Consider the following 19503-nt stretch of genomic DNA (forward strand, 5'->3'; position numbering starts at 1 on the left):
CCAGGAGGATTTTAAACCGTCCTCAATTTCCTTTTTCAACTTTGGTGTCAAACGAGACTTCCGACCTTTTTGCTTAGCCCTGTGGTCGTACTGTTCCTGTGCTAAGGCTGCGGAATAACCATTTTGGCATCGTCTTAACTCTCTTGAAATAGTAGACTTATGGACGCCAAGTTTATTTGCAATTTGGCAAGGTTTCAAACCTAATTCTAAGTAGGTTTCTATCTTTATTCGGTCGGTTATGGTAAGATGGGAGTAGCTCATAGTTTTTCCTCGGGTTCTGTTTGTGTGGTTACTTACAGTTTACACCAATGAAACGCTATGAGTTTTTTTGTTGCACTATATTTTACAATTTATCTAACGAAAAAAATACCAGAGAAAAAAGGCGTTGGCGATGACTTCAACTAAGCCAAAAAGAATTAATAGTAGAGGAGTTAGCCACATGATAGACCTCCTAGATTTCCTTGTTTTCCAAATTGATAATTAACTGTTCTAGCGTTTTTATAAATATTTCCTGTTCCTTTTGCTTAATTCCCATTAAGGCTTCGGTGTTTGTCTCCTCATCTAGGGACGTTAATTCGTCAGTGACGCTCAAGGCTAAAGGTGAGATTTCAATGATGCGAGCTCGTTGATCTTGTTGGGAAATTGTCCTTTTCACGAACTCTTTCTTAATTAATTTATCGATGATAGCCCCGCAGGTCGCTTTATCTGTTTTTATGGCTTGAGCAATTTCAACTTGTGACAGCTTATCATTTTGTGAGAGTAATTTTAGAACGGCCCATTGGGAGCTGGTGATTTGATAGGCCCTCAATTTGCTGTCTAGTTGTCGCTTCATTAGTTTTGCTCCGCTATTTAAAAGAAATCCTAGTGACTGATTGAGATCCATTGCTCTTTCCTTTAGTTGTAATTAGTATGTATACATACTATATATTTTTTATGAAGAACTGTCAAATAAAAACAGAATAGGATATTCTAGCTATATTATTTTTGTTATAATAATAAGAAAACCAAGGAGAAGGGTCTTATGGCAAAAACACGCTTATTTATTGCCCGTCATGGTAAGACCATGTTTAATACCATCGGGCGTGCTCAAGGCTGGTCCGATACACCGCTGACCAAGGAAGGTGAGCGGGGTATTCAGGAGTTGGGTCTCGGTCTCAAAGAGGCAGGCCTTCACTTTGTGGCGGCTTATTCTAGTGATAGTGGACGTACCCTGCAAACCATGGAAATTATTCTGCGGGAATTGGGTCAAGAAACGATTCCCTATAAACGGGATAAGCGGATTCGCGAGTGGTGCTTTGGTAGCCTAGATGGTGGCTATGATGCCGAGCTCTTTAACGGTGTTATCCCTCGGGTCTTTGACAAACCGGTCGAAGAAATGACCTACCAAGATATGGCCAATGCCATTATGGCTGTGGATACGGCTGGTTGGGCTGAGCCTTGGGAAGCCCTGAAAAATCGCATTATTACAGGCTTTAGCGATATTGCTAAGGAAGTCCAAGCTAAGGGTGGTGGCGATGCCATCGTGGTCAGCCACGGTATGACCATTGCCACCCTCATAGGTCTGATTGATCCTAGTCAGCCAAGAAGTTTGGCTCTAGATAATGGCAGTATCTGTCAGCTAACCTATGAGGATGGGGACCTCCATATTGAAGCTATCGGAGATATGAGTTATCGACAAAAAGGTCGAGAAATTTTAGAAAAGGAAGCAAATGAACAAGCGTAGTCGACAGTTTTTGATGATTTTTTTTGCCGTTTTAGTCATCATTTTCGGCTTTGCCTATTTCCATGATAGAAAGGCTAGCCAGCAAAGCAAGGGGACATCCAGCCAAACCACTAAGACCAAACAGGTGACTAGAGCTGCTGGTTCCTCGTCTGATAACAACTCTTCCGCTTCGGGGTCTGACCTACCAGATGTTTCTGCGGATGATTGGCAGCTGATTGTGGTTAATCGTGACAATATTACCAAGGAGCTCAATCCCGATTTGACTACCATTGATAATATCAAGGTCGATTCTCGGATTGCTGACAATGTCAAAGAATTTCTGGCAGCTGCTCAGAAAATTGACAGTAAGGAGCATCTGATTTCAGGTTATCGGAGCGTCGCCTATCAAAAGGAACTCTTCGACAGCTATGTCAAACAAGAGATGTCCAATGACCCTAGCTTGTCTGAGTCGCAGGCAGAAGATAAGGTTAAGACCTATTCGCAACCAGCTGGAGCTAGCGAGCACCAGACCGGCCTGGCTATTGACATGAGTACGGTTGACAGCCTCAATGAGAGCGATCCGACTGTTGTCGAGCAACTCAAGAAAATTGCTCCCGACTATGGCTTTGTCCTGCGTTTTGAGCAAGGCAAGAGTGATTCAACCGGTGTTGATTACGAAGACTGGCATTTCCGCTATGTCGGCAAGGCTTCAGCCAAGTACATGACCGAGCACAACCTGAGCTTGGAAGAATATGTCGCCCAACTAAAGAAGTAAAGCTAAGATATTAAGCCGTAAAGCGACTCACAGGATTAAAAAAGTCTACAAGACTTTTTTAGCCCGAGCCTGAAAATAAGAGAGAGGTAAGTTGGTAACAACTAGATCGAACCTCCTTTTTCCCAAGAGTTGTAGGCGTATTCAGTTAGAGAGGAAGCTTAACCATGCAATCAAGGCTAAAATTTCGGCCTTTCATGATCGTCTTTGGGCTTGTTTTGGCCCTTGTTCTTTTGCCACTTTTGTTAAATATGAGGACAAAGGCCGCTAATACCAAGGTGACAAGCACCTATAGTCAAGCTTCTTTCATTAAAGAGGTGGCTCCAGTAGCGCAGAAGCTGTCTAAGGCTTACGGGGTTAAGGCTTCGGTGCTGATTGCCCAAGTTGCCCAATCTACTGATTATGGTTCCAATTTATTGGCGGTTCGTTACCACAATTATTTGGGAGTTCTGGCTCAACCTGGAGATGCTAGGATTGTCTTAACGACGCAGTCATATGAAAAAGGCAAGTGGGAAACCGTCAAGCAGCCCTATAAGATTTATGAGAATTGGCAAGATAGTCTCTATGACTATATGGAAGAAATTAGTGCAGGCATGTGGGGAAAACAACTCTACACAACCCTAGCAACTACAGAAGAATATACGACAGCTGCCCGTGCCCTGCAAAAGGCGGGAGTAGATACCGATCCTGAGTACGCTAACAAATTAATTGCCATTATTCAGGGGAAAAATCTAACCCAATATGATAAGTAGGACTATTTGAGTATATGAGGAAAACAGGTGGTTAGCACTCTTTTTAAAAGAGTGCTAATTTTTTGAGTTTTTCTCTTGACAGGTTGTTTTAGAGCGGTATAATAGAAACATGAATTAGCAGTCGATGACTTAGAGTGCTAATGGTTAATGAACGGAGGTTGCTGAGATGATAACACAACGGCAAAATGATATTTTATCAATTATCGTTGAACTGTTTACTCAAACTCACGAGCCCGTTGGTTCCAAGGCTTTACAGGCCTATATTTCTACCAGTAGTGCGACCATTCGTAATGATATGGCGATTCTGGAAAAAATTGGTCTCTTGGAAAAGGCTCATACCTCAAGCGGTCGTCTCCCTAGTCGGCAGGGCTTCCAATATTATGTCAGTCATCTTCTAAATTTAGAAAGTGTTGACGAGGAGGATGCCTATCAGGTTATTAAAGCTTTTGATTTTGAATTTTTCAAATTGGAAGATGTTCTCAAAAAGGCTGGCGATGTTCTGGCAGACTTGACAGAGTGCACGGCGATTACGCTTGATGTCGAACCCAGCAATCAGCGTTTGAGCGCTTTTGATATTGTCAAACTTAGTCATCATGACGCCTTGGCAGTGATGACCTTTGACGATTCTAATACGGTTACTAGCCAGTTCGCCATTCCCAAGAATTTTCTCGATGAGGATCTCTTGGTAGTCAGCCAATTGGTGCGGGAGCGTTTTCTGGGGCAAACCGTTATGGAAATTCATTATCGGATTCGGACGGAAATTCCTCAGATTGTGCAGCGCTACTTCAAAATAACCGACAACGTTTTGGAACTCTTTGAACATATTTTCAAGGAAATGTTTGTGGAAAAGCTATTTCTCTCTGGAAAGGAAAATCTACTCAAGTATTCCGATGACCAGACCTATCGTCTCTTGGATAATACCCAAGAGTTGGCTTTGACCATCAGGCGGCAGTTTCAAGAGGAACAAGCCTATGTGATTAGGCTGGCTGATGAAAATAAGCAAGGGCTGGAAGCCCTGAGTCAGCTGTCCTATAAGTTTCTGATTCCCTATCGGGGCTTCGGAAATTTGACGCTACTGGGTCCTGTAACGATAGACTATAGGCGTTCAATGGGACTTCTCAATGTTGTCAGTCGGGTTTTGACTATGAAGTTGGCTGATTTTTATCGCTATTTAAGCAGTAACCATTATGAGGTTCATTAGACTTTGAAAAGGAGGCATTATGTCAGAAGATATTAAAAAAGAAAAAGAAGAAGATGTGACCCAGGAGGCTCCATCTTCTGAAGCTGAAGAAAAGCAGCAGGCTCAAGAAGCAACCCCTGAGGAAGCTACTGAAAAAACAGAATTGGCAGCAGCCTTGGAGAAGGTTGAGGATTTTGAAAATAAATTCTTAAGAGCCCACGCAGAAATGCAGAATATTCAGCGTCGTGCGAACGAAGAACGCCAACAGCTACAAAAGTACCGCTCACAAGACTTGGCTAAAGGGGTTCTCCCCAGTCTAGATAATTTGGAGCGGGCCTTGGCGGTTGAAGGCCTGAGCGACGATGTGAAAAAAGGAATTGAAATGGTGCAGGAAAGTCTCCTGCAAGCCTTGAAGGAAGAAGGGGTTGAGGAAGTTCCTGTGGACAGCTTCGACCACAATTTCCACATGGCCGTTCAAACCCTGCCGGCAGATGATGACCATCCAGCTGATAGCATCGCTCAAGTCTTACAAAAAGGCTATCAATTGCACGACCGCCTGCTAAGACCTGCTATGGTAGTGGTTTATAACTAGCCAATGCTGATGGCTGCCAAGCAACTCACCAGCAAACGTCAAGGGCGGTTGCTCCAGTTCTTAATTGGCTAAAAAAACTTTGTCCGCAATGACACTAAACTAGAAACGAAAGAAAAATTAATTTTAAAAATTTTGAAAGGAATTGAACCCGAACAGAAAAAAACTTGGAAAAAAGATAAACTGCCTATGAAATCAGGATTTTATGCCAGTTTCCTATTTTTCAGTTGTTTTCTCGGCGTTCTTGGTATCTTATATTATGTCTAAAATTATTGGTATTGACTTAGGGACAACAAACTCAGCAGTCGCAGTTCTTGAAGGAACTGAAAGTAAAATTATTGCCAACCCAGAAGGTAATCGGACAACTCCTTCTGTAGTCTCATTCAAAAACGGTGAAATCATCGTAGGTGATGCAGCCAAGCGTCAAGCAGTAACTAACCCAGATACCGTTATCTCTATCAAATCTAAGATGGGGACTTCTGAAAAAGTTTCTGCAAATGGTAAGGAATATACACCACAAGAAATCTCAGCTATGATTCTGCAATACTTGAAGGGCTACGCTGAAGATTATCTTGGTGAAAAAGTAGAAAAGGCTGTTATCACAGTTCCTGCTTACTTTAACGATGCTCAACGTCAAGCGACTAAGGACGCTGGTAAAATCGCTGGTCTTGAAGTCGAACGGATCGTCAATGAACCAACTGCAGCTGCCCTAGCTTATGGTCTTGATAAGACTGAAAAAGATGAAAAGATCTTGGTCTTTGACCTTGGTGGTGGTACCTTCGACGTTTCTATCCTTGAATTAGGTGATGGGGTCTTTGACGTATTGGCTACTGCCGGTGATAATAAACTCGGTGGTGATGATTTTGACCAAAAGATTATCGACTACTTGGTTGACGAATTCAAGAAAGAAAACGGTATCGACCTGTCTACTGACAAGATGGCCCTGCAACGGTTAAAAGATGCTGCTGAAAAAGCTAAGAAGGACTTGTCAGGTGTGACACAAACACAAATTAGCTTGCCATTCATTACCGCTGGTGATGCTGGACCTCTCCACTTGGAAGTATCCCTCACTCGGGCTAAATTTGATGATTTGACTCGCGACCTTGTTGATCGTACCAAGACCCCAGTTCGACGTGCCCTCTCTGATGCTGGTTTGTCCCTGTCAGAAATTGACGAAGTTATCTTGGTCGGTGGTTCAACTCGTATCCCTGCTGTCGTTGAAGTTGTCAAGGCCGAAACTGGTAAGGAACCAAACAAATCCGTAAACCCTGACGAAGTAGTTGCCATGGGAGCTGCTATCCAAGGTGGTGTCATTACTGGTGATGTTAAGGACGTCGTCCTGCTTGATGTTACCCCATTGTCTCTGGGTATCGAAACTATGGGTGGTGTCTTCACTAAATTGATTGACCGCAACACTACTATCCCAACTTCTAAGTCTCAAGTCTTCTCAACTGCCGCTGATAATCAACCAGCCGTTGACATCCACGTTCTTCAAGGGGAACGTCCAATGGCGGCTGATAACAAGACTCTGGGTCGTTTCCAATTGACCGATATTCCAGCAGCCCCTCGTGGTGTGCCACAAATCGAAGTAACCTTTGATATTGATAAGAATGGTATTGTTTCTGTTAAGGCTAAAGACCTTGGTACCCAAAAGGAACAACACATCGTTATTAAGTCTAACGATGGCTTGAGTGAAGATGAAATTGAACGCATGATGAAGGATGCCGAAGCTAACGCTGATGCCGATGCTAAGCGTAAGGAAGAAGTTGACCTCAAGAACGAAGTTGACCAAGCCATCTTTGCGACAGAAAAGACAATCAAGGAAACTGAAGGTAAAGGTTTCGACACTGAACGTGATGCTGCCAAAACTGCTCTTGATGATCTTAAGAAGGCCCAAGAGTCAGGAAATACCGACGATATGAAAGCTAAATTGGAAACCCTCAACGAAAAGGCCCAAGCTTTGGCTGTTAAGCTCTACGAACAAGCAGCAGCAGCTCAACAGGCAGCAGGCGGAGATCAGGCTGCTGATGCAAATGATGCTGGTTCTAAAGACTCAGGCGATGATGTCGTAGACGGTGAGTTTACGGAAAAATAAAAAGGTTCGGGGAACCTTTTTATCCCGAGCTTGAAAACTGGGAAGCGAGGCGGTTTGGGGAACCTTTTTATCCCACTCGCTAGAAACAAGAAACGAGTGGCAAGTCCGGTGATTGTTTTATCCCGAACTTGAATATAAAAGAGAAAAGTAAGTTTGCCGGGTAAAGGTCTCCTAGATTTAAAAATAAAAGCCTAATCTTTTGGGGATAATAATCAGTAAATAGGCGGGGCGGCCTCGCTCCGTCTGTTTTGTCAGACAAAGATAGATACGGCCGAAGGTCGTAATGAGACTCCTGGGATTTCAAAAAATCATCCACTGGATAATTTCTTCCGTCCGCACTACTTACTAAAATAGTCCAGTAGCCTATTTTAGGCCTGAGCCTAGAAACTTAGAAGCAAAGAAATGTCAAAAATCGGTTTTGAATTTTGATGTGTATAAAATCAATAATTTTGAAAGGAATTGAACCCGCCCTAAAGGCTATGTGAAAAAGATGAATCGCCTAGAAAATCAGGATTTTCTGCCGGTTCCCTATTTTCACTTTGCCTTTTATGGGCTTGGTATCTTATATGAACAATCAAGAATATTATGATCGTCTTGGGGTGTCCAAGGATGCTTCCCAGGATGAAATCAAAAAAGCTTATCGGAAGATGTCTAAGAAGTACCACCCAGACATCAATAAGGAGCCGGGGGCTGAGGAAAAATATAAGGATATTCAAGAAGCCTATGAAACCCTAGGTGACGAGCAAAAGCGGGCTGCCTATGACCAATACGGTCCTGATGGGGCTAATTTTGGTGGTGGCGGAGCCGGTGGCTTCTCTGGCTTTGATGGTGCTGGTTTCGGTGGCTTTGAGGATATTTTCTCTAGCTTCTTTGGTGGCGGTGGTGCCAGTCGTAATCCAAGTGCTCCTCGCCAAGGTGATGATCTCCAATACCGTCTCAACCTCGAGTTTGAAGAAGCGATTTTTGGAGCGGACAAAGATGTCACCTACAATCGTGAGGCAGAATGTGAAACCTGTCACGGTTCAGGTGCCAAACCTGGGACTAGTCCAATCACTTGTAGCCGTTGTCATGGCCAAGGTGTTATCAATGTTGATACCCAAACTCCTCTGGGCATGATGCGTCGTCAAGTGACCTGTGATGTCTGTCATGGTACTGGTAAGGAAATCAAGGAACCATGTGATACCTGTCACGGTACTGGTCACGAAAAGAAGGCCCACAAGGTTTCTGTCAAGGTTCCTGCTGGTGTGGAAACCGGTCAACAAATCCGTCTGTCTGGCCAAGGGGAAGCTGGTTTCAACGGCGGTCCTTATGGTGACCTCTTTGTCATCATCAATGTCTTGCCGAGCAAGAAATTCGAGCGGGACGGCTCAACTATCTACTACACCCTCAATATCAGCTTTGCCCAAGCGGCCTTGGGTGATACTGTAGAGGTGCCAACCGTCCACGGCTATGTTGAAATGACTATTCCAGAAGGCACCCAAACTGGTAAGACCTTCCGCCTCAAGGGCAAGGGAGCTCCTCGCCTTCGGGGCGGCAGTCAAGGGGACCAACACGTTACCATCAATGTCGTGACCCCAACCAAACTCAATGAGGCACAAAAGGAAGCTCTCTTGGCCCTGGCTGCAGCTAGCGGTGAAACTAGTATTCGCCCTAAGAAAAAAGGCTTCTTCGATAAGGTCAAGGATGCCTTTGATGGCGAATAATCTTCTTGGAAGATCAAGGCACTGAGGCACAGAGCAAGTCTAGCTTTCTCTATCTAGCCTTGCCAGAAAATTTTCTAGGGAATTTGTTTTCCTTAAAAACAAGATATAAGGCAGAAGAACAGGTCTAGTGGTCTGTTCTTTTTTTGTTTTCAGATACAGAAGTTCAAGGTGCGGGGAAACCTCTAGGAGAATATTCTGAATGGTTCCTACTTGTTGATTATTGTCCCACCCTCAATGACAAGCAAAGCTAGCCAAGAGTAAAGACTTCGCTAGCTTAAGAGGCGAGTCCTGACATCAATCTCCATAGTGGTCGCCTGTCTTCTCTTCTCAAGATCTGTCCGGGGACAGTTTTCTTCTTTTGTCCTAGGCAAGGCTGATTTATCATGCTAAAATAGGGCCATGGTAAGATATAAGGCAGTGATTTCCTACGATGGGACCCTCTTTGCGGGCTTTCAGCATCAGACCAAGGAGCGGTCGGTTCAGGAAGAGTTAGAAAAAACCTTAGAACGATTAAATAGCGGCCAGCCCGTCAAGGTGCATGGAGCGGGGCGGACCGATAGCGGCGTTCACGCCTATGGTCAGGTCATTCATTTTGATTTGCCTCAGGCCCGAGATGAGGAGAAGCTCCGTTTTGGTCTTGATACCCAATCGCCTGAAGATATTGATGTGGTCAGTATCCAGCAAGTTCCCGATGATTTTCATGCCCGTTACAATCCCCACAGCAAGACCTATGAGTTTTTAGTGGATACCGGTCGGCCCAAGAATCCCATGATGCGGGCCTATGCCACCCATTTTCCCTATACGGTGGATTTAGCTGCCATGCAGGATGCTATTGCCGATTTGATCGGCACCCATGACTTTACTGGTTTTACAGCTTCGGGGACCTCGGTGCAAAATAAGGTCCGGACCATTACGGAGGCCAAGGTTGAACGTGACCCCAAGACTGGTTTCTTGGTTTTCACCTTTTCAGGCAATGGTTTTCTCTATAAGCAGGTCAGAAATATGGTTGGCACTCTCTTGAAGATTGGCAATGGTCGGATGCCGGTTGGTCAGGTCAAGACAATCTTGGCGGCCAAGGATAGAAATTTAGCCGGTCCGACAGCAGCGGGCAATGGTCTTTACTTAAAGGAGATTACTTATGAGTCAAAAAATTCTAGCGATTTCAGGCAATGATGTTTTTAGCGGTGGTGGTCTCTATGCGGACCTGACTACCTACACTCTCAACGGTCTACGGGGCTTCTTGGCAGTAACCTGCCTAACAGCTATGACCGAGCAAGGTTTTCAAGTTTTTGCGACAGATGCAAAAGTTTTCCGGGCCCAGCTAGCTAGCCTGCAAAAGGTTGATTTTGCTGGGGTGAAACTAGGCCTGCTTCCAAATGTGGAAGTGGCAGAAGCAGCCCTAAACTTTGTCAGGTCCCGCAAGGACCTGCCTATTGTCTTGGACCCTGTTCTGGTCTGTAAGGAAAAGCATGATGTCGCTGTTAGTGCCCTGCGAGATGAGCTCCTGCAATTTTTACCCTATGTGTCTATCTTGACACCCAACCTGGCTGAGGCTGAAATTTTAACAGGTCTTTCCATTAAGAACCTAGAAGATATGAAGCAAGCAGCCCAAAAGTTGCAGGCCATGGGAGCTAAGGCTGTCGTCGTTAAGGGAGGCAATCGCCTAGATTCAGACCAGGCCCTTGATGTCTATTGTGATGAAAAGGGTCTGGAAGTCTTGAGCGGTCCTCTGTCTGACAAAAATAATGTTGGGGCTGGTTGTACCTTTGCTTCCAGCATTGCCAGTCAGCTGGTCTTGGGCAAGGAACCACTTGAAGCTGTCAAGCTGGCCAAGGAATTTGTCTACCAAGCAATTTTACATTCAGATGATTACGGGGTGGTGCAGGCCTATGACAAGTAAGAAAACGAGAGAATTAACCCTTTTAGCTATTTTAACGGCCCTGAGTCTGGCCCTTGGTTTTATCCATATTCCCAGCCCAACCGGCTTCTTGACCCTGATTGATACAGGAATCTTCTTTACAGCCTTCTATCTAGGGAGCAAGTCGGGAGCTGTGGTCGGCGGTCTATCTGCCTTTCTCTTGGATTTTCTCTTGGCTTATCCCCAGTACATGTTCTTTAGTCTTTTTGCCCATGGTCTTCAAGGCTATTTCGCTGGTTGGACTGGGGTCCGTCGCTATCTCGGTCTCCTTTTGGCCAGCCTTGCCATGGTTGGGATATACATCCTAGCAGCCTTGGTGCTTGGCTTTGGTTGGGGAGCGGCCCTAGCTGGTATTTGGGGAAATCTCAGTCAGAATGTTCTGGGACTTGTCGTTGGAGCAGCTCTCTATCGGGCTTTTAGCAAGGCTTTTCCGAGAAAGTGAGGGAAGTTATGGATTTGCAAAATTTAGAAAAGGAAACGCGGGCTATCGTCAGGGATATTTTGGAGCGGTCAGCTATTAAACAAGGGCAAATCTTTGTTCTCGGCCTGTCTTCAAGCGAAGTTGCAGGTGGTCGTATCGGTCAGAATTCCAGCCTAGAAATTGGTCAGGTTATCGTCAAAACGATTTTGGAGGAAACAAAGCTAAAGGGTGTTCACCTAGCTGTTCAAGGCTGCGAGCACCTCAATCGGGCTCTGGTAGTTGAAGAAGCCGTCGCAGAAAGCAAGGGATTGGAGATTGTCAATGTCCTGCCCGGTCTCCATGCCGGAGGTAGTGGCCAGTTAGCAGCCCTTGACTACATGGAAAATCCTGTCGAGGTCGAAGCGGTTGTCGCCCATGCCGGTCTGGATATTGGCGATACCTTTATCGGCATGCATGTCAAGCGGGTTCAAGTCCCTCTGATTCCTCTGCAAAGGGAGCTAGGTGGTGCCCACGTCACCGCCTTAGCCAGCCGGCCAAAATTAATCGGTGGTGCAAGAGCTAAGTACAAGGCCGACCCTATTCGTAAGAACTAATCCTCTTTGAGAATAAGCCAATTCAAAAGTTCAAAATAAACTGAGTCAGTAGTCGCAGAAGGCAATCCCTTCTGATATTTGGGCTAGACAAGCCCCACTAGACCCTGGCAAAGTCTCATAGATAAGTTAAAAAGAGTTGAGCGACCGCTCAACTCTTTTGGCTTGGTTGGATATGGGTGTTAGGGGTTGGTAGGCTGATGTCGTCTTTAAGTAGGGCCTCCTGGTAGAGGCGATAGAACTTGGAATAAATCTCGGCCTGCTGGCCATTTTGGACAAAGATGTCCACTCGGAAGATGAATTGTCCGTTACTGGCTGTTCGTGGCCCCAGAACGTTGGGAACACCAACGATTTCAGGGGAGTTAGGCACTTCGATTTCGTTAACTTCTTTAATAATTTGAGTAACGCGGTCCAGGTTTGTTGAAGCATAGATGGGGATATCAATTTGAGCCCGCATATCGCCACGTGATTTATTACTAACTAAAAGTATCTCACGATTGGGAATGAAATGGAGGGTACCATCGAAGTCCCGGATTTCCGTTGTCCGAATTCCCACGCTGGAGACAATACCGGAGACCTGGTCCACCGTGACGGAATCTCCTACGTCGAATTGCCTTTCAATCAGGATGAAAAAGCCATTGACCAAATCTGATAGGAAACCTTGGGCACCAAGACCAATGGCTAAACCAGCAATTCCGGCACCAGCCAAAAGACTGGAAACGGGCAAGCCCAAAATAGCTAGGATCCAGTATATAAGCAGGAAATAAAGGAAATAATTCATAACATTATGGAAGAGCTTGATGAGGGTCTTGCGACGGCCTTCTGTCTGTCCCAAGAGCCTAGGCGAGTGACTGAAAAATTTGTCAAAAGCCCAGTTGGCAATCTGTTTGCCGATGATAAAGGCAAAAACGAGCAGGGCCAATTCAATGGCCTTGGCCAAGAGATTGACCGCCAAGTCTTCAAAATGAAGCGACTCCCAGTATTTGATAAAAATTGACATAGTAAGTCCTTATATTATATTTAGTGCAGTTAGCTACTGCCATAGCCCAAGTGAGACACTTGGAATAAGTCAGCTAATCGAGCGTTATCGGCTCTCTTATCTGACTGTCGCTGACGACACTCTTTTAGTCTAACAAAAAAAGTCTACCCTGCCTATTTTTTCCTAGAATCCTCAGGTAATCCTTTCAAAAAGCCTTGATTTATGGTAGACTAAAGTGTATTACGATTTTTAAGGAGAAAAAGATGTCTGTATCATTTGAAAACACTGCTACAAACCGTGGCGTGCTTACATTTACAATCAGTCAAGAACAAATTCAACCGGCACTTGACACAGCCTTCAATAAAGTTAAAAAGAATTTGAATGTCCCAGGTTTCCGTAAGGGTCATATGCCACGTGCGGTCTTCAATCAAAAATTTGGTGAAGAAGCCCTTTATGAAGATGCCTTGAATGCTATCCTGCCAACTGCTTATGAAGCAGCCGTAGCTGAAAGTGGTTTGGATGTTGTGGCTCAACCAAAAATTGATGTTGATTCTATGGAAAAAGGTCAAGACTGGTCTATCAAGGCAGAAGTCGTGACTAAGCCAGAAGTTAAGTTGGGCGACTACAAGAACCTTGAAGTTTCCGTTGAGGAAAGCAAGGAAGTTTCTGACCAAGATGTTAACGATAAGATTGAACGTGAACGCAAGAACTTGGCAGAATTGACGATCAAGGACGCTGCTGCTGAAAATGGCGACACTGTTGTCATCGACTTTGTCGGAACTGTTGATGGTGTTGAATTTGACGGTGGTAAGGGCGACAACTTCTCCCTTGAACTTGGTTCAGGTCAATTCATCCCAGGCTTTGAAGACCAATTGGTTGGTGCCAAGGCTGGCGACGATGTTGAAGTCAAGGTTACTTTCCCAGCTGACTACCAAGCTGAAGACTTGGCTGGTAAAGATGCTGTCTTTGCAACCAAGGTTCACGAAGTTAAATCTAAAGAAGTTCCAGAACTTGATGATGAATTAGCCAAAGATATTGACGAAGAAGTAGAAACACTTGATGAGTTGAAGGCTAAATACCGCAAAGAATTAGAAGCTGCTAAGGAAATCGCCTACGACGATGCTGTTGAAGGTGCTGCCATCGAAAAAGCAGTCGAAAATGCTGAAATTGTTGAATTGCCAGAAGAAATGGTTCACGATGAAGTTCACCGTGCTATGAACGAATTTTTGAGCAATATGCAACGCCAAGGCATCTCTCCTGAAATGTACTATCAATTGACTGGTACGACTGAAGAAGACCTGCATAAACAATACGAAGCAGATGCTGACAAGCGTGTTCGCACTAACCTTGTCATCGAAGCTATTGCAGCTGCTGAAGGATTTGATGCAACTGACGAAGAAATCGAAAAAGAAATCACAGACTTGGCTGCTGAATACAATATGCCAGCTGACCAAGTTCGTTCTCTTCTTTCAGCTGACATGCTCAAACATGACATCACCATGAAGAAGGCTATCGAAGCTATCACCAGCTCAGCAAAGGTTAAATAAAGAGAGTCTAGACTCTTATTAGAATTTTTTGCCATTGTTAATGCCGCATTAATTCGATATATTATTGATAAAGAGTTTGAGATTGTTACTATTCTCGACTCTTTTTTCATGTTAGAGTATCACTGTAAGCTTTGAGTGGGGCAGTTGGTAAAGGGGAAAATGATGGATTTGAAATTGATTGTTTTTGATCTGGATGGGGTTATTGGTAGATACGGAGTATCTGGATTTTCAACTGCAAAGTGGTTATCTTAGGTCCATTGCAAGCCCATCTGTTACCCTAGGGGTTAAAGACTTTTCTAGCCTTGTTGGTCGATCTGGTCAAGATTTATTGATGCAAGTTAGGAATCTTACACAGACTGAGAAAACTTTCGCAGAAATCACAGCAGGACTCAAGAAAATAGAAGCTAAAAAGTATCATCCAGATAACTATCTTCCGCTTTTCCGACAAGATATTGTGCCCCTCCTGCAATATGCAAAGGAGCAGCGACTTTTGTTGGCCGTCGCCTCTTCTACAGCATTAAATTATCTCCTAGATATTCTAGACAACTGCGGCATCAGAAATTACTTTGATTTGATTGTCAGCGGTGAAGATTTTGAAAGTAGCAAACCTCATCCAGAAATCTATCTTTCTGTTCTAAAAGCATTACATGTTGCTCCTGAAGAGGCTATAGCAATTGAAGATTCATCGGCAGGGATTGCAGCAGCTAAAGCAGCTGGTATGGATGTGATTGCCTATGAAGAAAAACGTTTTTTGATTGACCAAACTCAGGCTAATCTTATTTGTAAGAATATGCGGGCTATTTTTTGCCATATTAAGAGCCTTAGGAAGTAGTTTTATTTTAAGAAATTTAACTAATCCCTTTTGACTTAATTCTAAAAATAGCGTAAAATGGAAACTAATGATAAATTAAGGAGAACCGCCTTGGAATTAAAAGTATTTGCTGGACAAGAAAAAAGCGAACTGTCAATGATTGAAGTGGCCCGTGCTATTTTGGAATCACGTGGGCGTGATCATGAAATGTACTTTAGCGACTTGGTTAACGAGATTCAAAATTACTTAGAAAAATCAGATGCAGATATCCGTCAGGCCCTTCCATTTTTCTATTCTGACTTGAATACCGACGGTAGCTTTATTCCCTTAGGCGAAAATCGTTGGGGCTTGCGGACTTGGTACGCCATCGATGAGATTGATGAAGAAGTCATTACCTTGGAAGAAAATGGTGAAAATGCACCCAAACGCAAGCGGAAACGGGTCAACGCCTTCATGGATGGTGATGAAGATGCCATTGACTATAATGATGACGATCCGGAAGATGAAGACAACTTCACCCCGACCGATGTCGAATACGATGATGAAAATCCTGATGATGAAAAATCAGAAGTTGAGTCTTACGATTCTGAGATTAATGAAATCATTCCTGACGAAGAAGTCAGTGACGATGAAGATGATGTTGATTTGAATGAATCTGACGATGAAGATGATGACGAAGCCGAAAACGACTGATTTTCCAATTGACAAACAACATTAGATAATCTATACTAATTATCGGGCACCTCTTTTGGAGGTCGGAAAGCTCCCTACTTGAATAGGGGGCTATTTTTATTTTTGCAATCTGAGAGAGTTTTGAAGGTGTAATCCCAATTCTCTTAGTAATCCAAGTATTCGAGTATTTTAAGCTTGACTAGGGTAGGTTTAGTCCTCTTGAGTGAAAAATACTGCCAACCGTCTTGTTTTTTTATTTGCTGGGACTTTTGCTTTTAGTCTTAGTTTGAGTGATAGAGTTGAAGGAGTTTGTATGACAAAGTACATTTTTGTTACAGGTGGTGTGGTTTCTTCTATTGGTAAAGGAATTGTCGCAGCTAGTCTGGGTCGTCTCTTGAAGAATCGTGGCCTCAAGGTTACCATTCAAAAGTTTGACCCCTATATCAATATTGACCCAGGGACCATGAGTCCTTACCAACATGGTGAAGTTTATGTCACCGATGATGGGGCTGAAACCGACCTCGACCTTGGTCACTACGAACGCTTTATTGATATTAACCTCAACAAATATTCTAATGTTACGACTGGTAAGATCTACAGCGAGGTCCTGCGAAAAGAGCGTAAGGGTGAATATCTAGGGGCAACTGTTCAGGTTATTCCCCATATCACCGATGCCCTCAAGGAAAAAATCAAGCGGGCGGCAACGACAACGGATTCTGATGTTATCATCACCGAAGTTGGTGGTACCGTTGGCGACATTGAAAGCCTGCCTTTCTTGGAAGCCTTGCGACAAATGAAGGCAGATGTAGGTTCTGACAATGTCATGTATATCCACACCACCCTTCTTCCTTACCTCAAGGCGGCTGGTGAAATGAAGACCAAGCCAACCCAACACTCCGTCAAGGAATTGCGTGGTTTGGGAATTCAACCTAATATGCTGGTCATCCGGACCGAACAACCAGCTACCCAAGGAGTCAAAAATAAACTAGCTCAATTCTGTGATGTAGCTCCAGAAGCGGTTATTGAATCTTTGGATGTTGACCATATCTACCAAGTACCTCTTAATATGCAGGCTCAAGGGATGGACCAAATTGTCTGTGACCACCTGAAATTGGATGTGCCTAAGGCCGATATGACAGAGTGGTCTGCCATGGTTGACAGAGTTCTTAACCTCAAGAAGTCTACTCGGATTGCCTTGGTTGGCAAATATGTTGAACTGCCAGACGCCTATCTTTCAGTCGTCGAAGCCCTCAAGCACTCCGGCTATGTCAACGATTCAGCCATTGACCTCAAATGGGTTAATGCCAATGATGTTACGGCTGAAAATGTAGCAGATTTGCTGGGAGATGTTGACGGTATCATTGTACCTGGAGGCTTCGGTCATCGTGGTACTGAAGGTAAAATTCAAACCATCCGCTATGCTCGGGAAAATGATGTTCCGATGTTGGGCATCTGTCTGGGTATGCAACTGACCTGTGTTGAATTCGCCCGTCATGTCCTCAATATGCAGGGAGCTAATTCATCAGAGTTGGACCCTGATACTTCTTATCCTGTTATTGACCTGATGCGTGATCAGGTAGATGTTGAAGATATGGGGGGTACCCTGCGTTTGGGACTTTATCCATGTAAGCTGAAACCAGGTTCTAAGGCCGCGGCAGCCTATAATAACCAAGAGGTTGTTCAACGCCGTCACCGTCACCGTTATGAATTTAACACTAAATATCGGGAAGTCTTTGAGGCTGCTGGCTTTGTCTTTTCAGGTGTCTCACCAGATAATCGCCTGATGGAAGTAGTTGAATTGCCTGATAAGAAATTCTTCGTGGCGGCCCAATACCACCCAGAACTGCAAAGCCGCCCTAACCGTGCCGAAGAGCTCTATACTGCCTTTGTCACAGCAGCGGTTGAAAATGCTAAATAAATTACTGTCAGAGTGTCTGATGTTGAAAGAACAAGGAGGCTGGAAAAAGTTCCAGCCTCCTTGTTCTTTCTTACAATTAGAGGCAAGTTTCAAGGTAGGTCTTCTCTGTCAACGAGGCCAGATTCCTTTTTCAAGAAAAAACGAAAAATATTATTGACAAGAAAAATCTCCCTTGATATAATAGTCTATGTTGTAAGAAGAGCGGAAATGGCGGAATTGGCAGACGCGCAGGACTAAGGATCCTGTGGCCGCTTAAGGCTGTGAGGGTTCAAGTCCCTCTTTCCGCATGCTAAGAATCGACTGAGATCGGTTCTTTTTTTGTAAATTTGGGGAAGCTAGCATCTCGGCAAAGAAATTTGCCAGTTTTGGAAAAACGCTTCCAAGTCTGATTAAGGCTAGTTTTTTATAGTGATTTGTGCTAAAATTAACACTGTAAACGGGTTCAACCCGAAAAATAAATAGGAGGCCTTTATAATGGCAATCGTTTCAGCAGAAAAATTTGTCCAAGCAGCTCGTGACAATGGTTATGCAGTTGGTGGATTTAACACAAACAACCTTGAATGGACTCAAGCTATTTTGCGTGCCGCAGAAGCTAAAAAAGCTCCAGTTCTGATTCAAACTTCTATGGGTGCTGCTAAATACATGGGTGGCTACAAGGTATGTAAGAACCTTATTGAAAACCTTGTAGAATCAATGGGAATCACTGTACCAGTTGCTATTCACCTTGACCACGGTCACTACGAAGATGCATTGGAATGTATCGAAGTAGGGTACACTTCAGTTATGTTTGATGGTTCACATCTTCCAATTGATGAAAACCTTGAAAAAGCCAAAGTTGTCGTTGAAAAAGCTCACGCTAAAGGCGTTTCTGTCGAAGCTGAAGTTGGTACTATCGGTGGTGAAGAAGACGGAATCATCGGTGACGGTGAATTGGCACCAATCGAAGATGCTAAAGCAATGGTTGCTACTGGTGTAGACTTCTTGGCTGCAGGTATCGGTAACATCCACGGTCCTTACCCAGAAAACTGGAAAGGCCTTCACCTTGACCACCTTGAAAAATTGGTTGCAGCAGTTCCTAACTTCCCAATCGTATTGCACGGTGGTTCAGGTATCCCTGACGATCAAATCCAAGCAGCTATCAAACTTGGTGTTGCTAAGGTTAACGTAAACACTGAATGTCAATTGGCTTTCTGTAAAGCAACTCGTGAATTCGTTCATGAATTTGATGCTAACGAAGCTGAATACATGAAGAAGAAACTCTTTGACCCACGTAAATTCTTGAAACCTGGTTTCGAAGCTATCACAGAAGCTGTTGAAGAACGTATCGACGTATTCGGTTCTGAAAACAAGGCTTAATCATATTTGATTAAATAAGAGGACCTGCTTCGGCGGGTCTTTTTTGCTGGGGAAGATACTGTTCGAAGGGAATCTATTTTTTTCCTCGCCTGCTCTATTTAAGTATATTTTTTAAACAGCCCATATTGGGTGAGCGTAGCTCTCGTCAATTTATTCTTTGCCTTTATTCATAGGTCGAGCGATTTCTCAAGTTGGTGTTATTTCCTGATACTAGAGCCATTATTACTATTGTTCGTCCGACCAAAACGAGTGGCCCGTTTTGGTCCATATCTGAACTAATTTGACCGCCCCCTTGAAAGTTCTAAAATGAAGTTAGCCAGCACAAGGGTATAAAAAAACACCTCAGAGAGATATAATGTCATTCACCACAAACACATTAGAAAGACTCTGAGATGCAAGACTATTATACACCAAAAGGGAAACAGTTAACACTAGCAGACCGTAGAATGATTGAACGGTGGTTACGAGAAGGGCTCTCCCATCGTGAAGTGGCTAGGC

General features: G+C 44.0%; 20 protein-coding genes and 1 tRNA gene. 18 read left to right on the top strand and 3 right to left on the bottom strand.

The window, feature by feature from the left end; translation table 11 throughout:
- Positions 1-261, bottom strand: a 261-nt coding sequence (locus tag BS63_RS0109170) for a helix-turn-helix domain-containing protein (protein ID WP_028798557.1), incomplete at its 3' end; no start/stop codon positions are given.
- A gap of 190 nt (positions 262-451) precedes the next feature.
- The gene (locus tag BS63_RS0109180; RefSeq protein ID WP_002961167.1) at positions 452-883 is read right to left on the bottom strand and encodes a MarR family winged helix-turn-helix transcriptional regulator; all 432 of its coding nucleotides are present in this window, start codon (positions 881-883) and stop codon (positions 452-454) included.
- Positions 884-1021: 138 nt separating this feature from the next.
- Here BS63_RS0109180 and BS63_RS0109185 point away from each other — a divergent pair, with 138 nt between their 5' ends.
- From BS63_RS0109185 to BS63_RS0109235, 11 genes are all read left to right on the top strand, one after another.
- On the top strand, positions 1022-1723 hold the full coding sequence (locus BS63_RS0109185; protein ID WP_002961168.1) for a histidine phosphatase family protein: 702 nt from the start codon (positions 1022-1024) through the stop codon (positions 1721-1723).
- Complete coding sequence (locus BS63_RS0109190) at positions 1710-2477, top strand: M15 family metallopeptidase (RefSeq protein ID WP_002961169.1); 768 nt, start codon at positions 1710-1712, stop codon at positions 2475-2477. Before BS63_RS0109185 ends, BS63_RS0109190 begins: the two co-directional genes overlap by 14 nt.
- A gap of 164 nt (positions 2478-2641) precedes the next feature.
- Positions 2642-3226 (top strand): glycoside hydrolase family 73 protein, encoded by a 585-nt coding sequence (locus tag BS63_RS0109195; RefSeq protein ID WP_002961170.1) that lies wholly within the window; start codon positions 2642-2644, stop codon positions 3224-3226.
- Positions 3227-3392: 166 nt separating this feature from the next.
- On the top strand, positions 3393-4427 hold the full coding sequence (gene hrcA / locus BS63_RS0109200; RefSeq protein ID WP_002961171.1) for a heat-inducible transcriptional repressor HrcA: 1035 nt from the start codon (positions 3393-3395) through the stop codon (positions 4425-4427).
- 19 nt (positions 4428-4446) lie between these two features.
- Complete coding sequence (gene grpE / locus BS63_RS0109205) at positions 4447-4998, top strand: nucleotide exchange factor GrpE (RefSeq protein ID WP_002961172.1); 552 nt, start codon at positions 4447-4449, stop codon at positions 4996-4998.
- Between the two features lie 256 nt (positions 4999-5254).
- A complete protein-coding gene (gene dnaK, locus BS63_RS0109210) occupies positions 5255-7090 on the top strand; it encodes a molecular chaperone DnaK (RefSeq protein ID WP_002961173.1) in 1836 nt (611 codons plus the stop codon).
- Between the two features lie 566 nt (positions 7091-7656).
- The gene (dnaJ, locus tag BS63_RS0109215; protein WP_002961174.1) at positions 7657-8793 is read left to right on the top strand and encodes a molecular chaperone DnaJ; all 1137 of its coding nucleotides are present in this window, start codon (positions 7657-7659) and stop codon (positions 8791-8793) included.
- A gap of 399 nt (positions 8794-9192) precedes the next feature.
- Positions 9193-9966 carry a tRNA pseudouridine(38-40) synthase TruA gene (truA, locus tag BS63_RS0109220; protein WP_019777566.1) on the top strand — a complete coding sequence of 258 codons (774 nt, stop codon included), beginning with the start codon at positions 9193-9195 and terminating at the stop codon, positions 9964-9966.
- On the top strand, positions 9932-10693 hold the full coding sequence (locus BS63_RS0109225; protein ID WP_002961177.1) for a bifunctional hydroxymethylpyrimidine kinase/phosphomethylpyrimidine kinase: 762 nt from the start codon (positions 9932-9934) through the stop codon (positions 10691-10693). Before truA ends, BS63_RS0109225 begins: the two co-directional genes overlap by 35 nt.
- Positions 10683-11153 carry an ECF transporter S component gene (locus BS63_RS0109230; RefSeq protein ID WP_002961179.1) on the top strand — a complete coding sequence of 157 codons (471 nt, stop codon included), beginning with the start codon at positions 10683-10685 and terminating at the stop codon, positions 11151-11153. Before BS63_RS0109225 ends, BS63_RS0109230 begins: the two co-directional genes overlap by 11 nt.
- An 8-nt stretch (positions 11154-11161) precedes the next feature.
- Positions 11162-11725, top strand: a complete 564-nt coding sequence (locus BS63_RS0109235; protein WP_002961181.1) for a TIGR01440 family protein — start codon at positions 11162-11164, stop codon at positions 11723-11725.
- Positions 11726-11873: 148 nt separating this feature from the next.
- Here the strand turns inward: BS63_RS0109235 and BS63_RS0109240 are convergent, their stop codons facing one another.
- Positions 11874-12722, bottom strand: coding sequence for a mechanosensitive ion channel family protein (locus BS63_RS0109240; protein ID WP_002961183.1), 849 nt, complete (start codon positions 12720-12722; stop codon positions 11874-11876).
- Between the two features lie 242 nt (positions 12723-12964).
- On the opposite strand from BS63_RS0109240, the gene tig reads away from it, so the two are divergent.
- From tig to BS63_RS1000000111970, 7 genes are all read left to right on the top strand, one after another.
- Complete coding sequence (gene tig, locus BS63_RS0109245) at positions 12965-14248, top strand: trigger factor (protein ID WP_002961185.1); 1284 nt, start codon at positions 12965-12967, stop codon at positions 14246-14248.
- Between the two features lie 193 nt (positions 14249-14441).
- Complete coding sequence (locus BS63_RS0109250; RefSeq protein WP_021673426.1) at positions 14442-15080, top strand: HAD family hydrolase; 639 nt, start codon at positions 14442-14444, stop codon at positions 15078-15080.
- 90 nt (positions 15081-15170) lie between these two features.
- Positions 15171-15752 (top strand): DNA-directed RNA polymerase subunit delta, encoded by a 582-nt coding sequence (gene rpoE, locus BS63_RS0109255; protein WP_002961192.1) that lies wholly within the window; start codon positions 15171-15173, stop codon positions 15750-15752.
- Positions 15753-16044: 292 nt separating this feature from the next.
- Positions 16045-17649: a CTP synthase gene (gene pyrG / locus BS63_RS0109260; RefSeq protein WP_028798558.1), complete on the top strand. Its 1605-nt coding sequence runs from the start codon at positions 16045-16047 to the stop codon at positions 17647-17649.
- A gap of 201 nt (positions 17650-17850) precedes the next feature.
- Positions 17851-17936: transfer RNA gene (locus BS63_RS0109265), tRNA-Leu, on the top strand.
- Between the two features lie 187 nt (positions 17937-18123).
- Positions 18124-19005, top strand: a complete 882-nt coding sequence (locus tag BS63_RS0109270) for a class II fructose-bisphosphate aldolase (protein WP_019769762.1) — start codon at positions 18124-18126, stop codon at positions 19003-19005.
- Between the two features lie 392 nt (positions 19006-19397).
- Positions 19398-19503, top strand: a 106-nt coding sequence (locus BS63_RS1000000111970) for a helix-turn-helix domain-containing protein (protein ID WP_019771482.1), incomplete at its 3' end; no start/stop codon positions are given.

The sequence above is a fragment of the Streptococcus sobrinus DSM 20742 = ATCC 33478 genome (assembly GCF_000686605.1).
GTDB lineage: Bacteria > Bacillota > Bacilli > Lactobacillales > Streptococcaceae > Streptococcus > Streptococcus sobrinus.

Excerpts from the sequence above, each read along its gene's own strand:
- BS63_RS0109180 (WP_002961167.1), bottom strand. The coding sequence starts at position 883 with ATGGATCTCAATCAGTCACTAGGATTTCTTTTAAATAGCGGAGCAAAA.
- BS63_RS0109185 (WP_002961168.1), top strand. The coding sequence starts at position 1,022 with ATGGCAAAAACACGCTTATTTATTGCCCGTCATGGTAAGACCATGTTT.
- BS63_RS0109190 (WP_002961169.1), top strand. The coding sequence starts at position 1,710 with ATGAACAAGCGTAGTCGACAGTTTTTGATGATTTTTTTTGCCGTTTTA.
- BS63_RS0109195 (WP_002961170.1), top strand. The coding sequence starts at position 2,642 with ATGCAATCAAGGCTAAAATTTCGGCCTTTCATGATCGTCTTTGGGCTT.
- hrcA (WP_002961171.1), top strand. The coding sequence starts at position 3,393 with ATGATAACACAACGGCAAAATGATATTTTATCAATTATCGTTGAACTG.
- grpE (WP_002961172.1), top strand. The coding sequence starts at position 4,447 with ATGTCAGAAGATATTAAAAAAGAAAAAGAAGAAGATGTGACCCAGGAG.
- dnaK (WP_002961173.1), top strand. The coding sequence starts at position 5,255 with ATGTCTAAAATTATTGGTATTGACTTAGGGACAACAAACTCAGCAGTC.
- dnaJ (WP_002961174.1), top strand. The coding sequence starts at position 7,657 with ATGAACAATCAAGAATATTATGATCGTCTTGGGGTGTCCAAGGATGCT.
- truA (WP_019777566.1), top strand. The coding sequence starts at position 9,193 with ATGGTAAGATATAAGGCAGTGATTTCCTACGATGGGACCCTCTTTGCG.
- BS63_RS0109225 (WP_002961177.1), top strand. The coding sequence starts at position 9,932 with ATGAGTCAAAAAATTCTAGCGATTTCAGGCAATGATGTTTTTAGCGGT.
- BS63_RS0109230 (WP_002961179.1), top strand. The coding sequence starts at position 10,683 with ATGACAAGTAAGAAAACGAGAGAATTAACCCTTTTAGCTATTTTAACG.
- BS63_RS0109235 (WP_002961181.1), top strand. The coding sequence starts at position 11,162 with ATGGATTTGCAAAATTTAGAAAAGGAAACGCGGGCTATCGTCAGGGAT.
- BS63_RS0109240 (WP_002961183.1), bottom strand. The coding sequence starts at position 12,722 with ATGTCAATTTTTATCAAATACTGGGAGTCGCTTCATTTTGAAGACTTG.
- tig (WP_002961185.1), top strand. The coding sequence starts at position 12,965 with ATGTCTGTATCATTTGAAAACACTGCTACAAACCGTGGCGTGCTTACA.
- BS63_RS0109250 (WP_021673426.1), top strand. The coding sequence starts at position 14,442 with ATGGGGTTATTGGTAGATACGGAGTATCTGGATTTTCAACTGCAAAGT.
- pyrG (WP_028798558.1), top strand. The coding sequence starts at position 16,045 with ATGACAAAGTACATTTTTGTTACAGGTGGTGTGGTTTCTTCTATTGGT.
- BS63_RS0109270 (WP_019769762.1), top strand. The coding sequence starts at position 18,124 with ATGGCAATCGTTTCAGCAGAAAAATTTGTCCAAGCAGCTCGTGACAAT.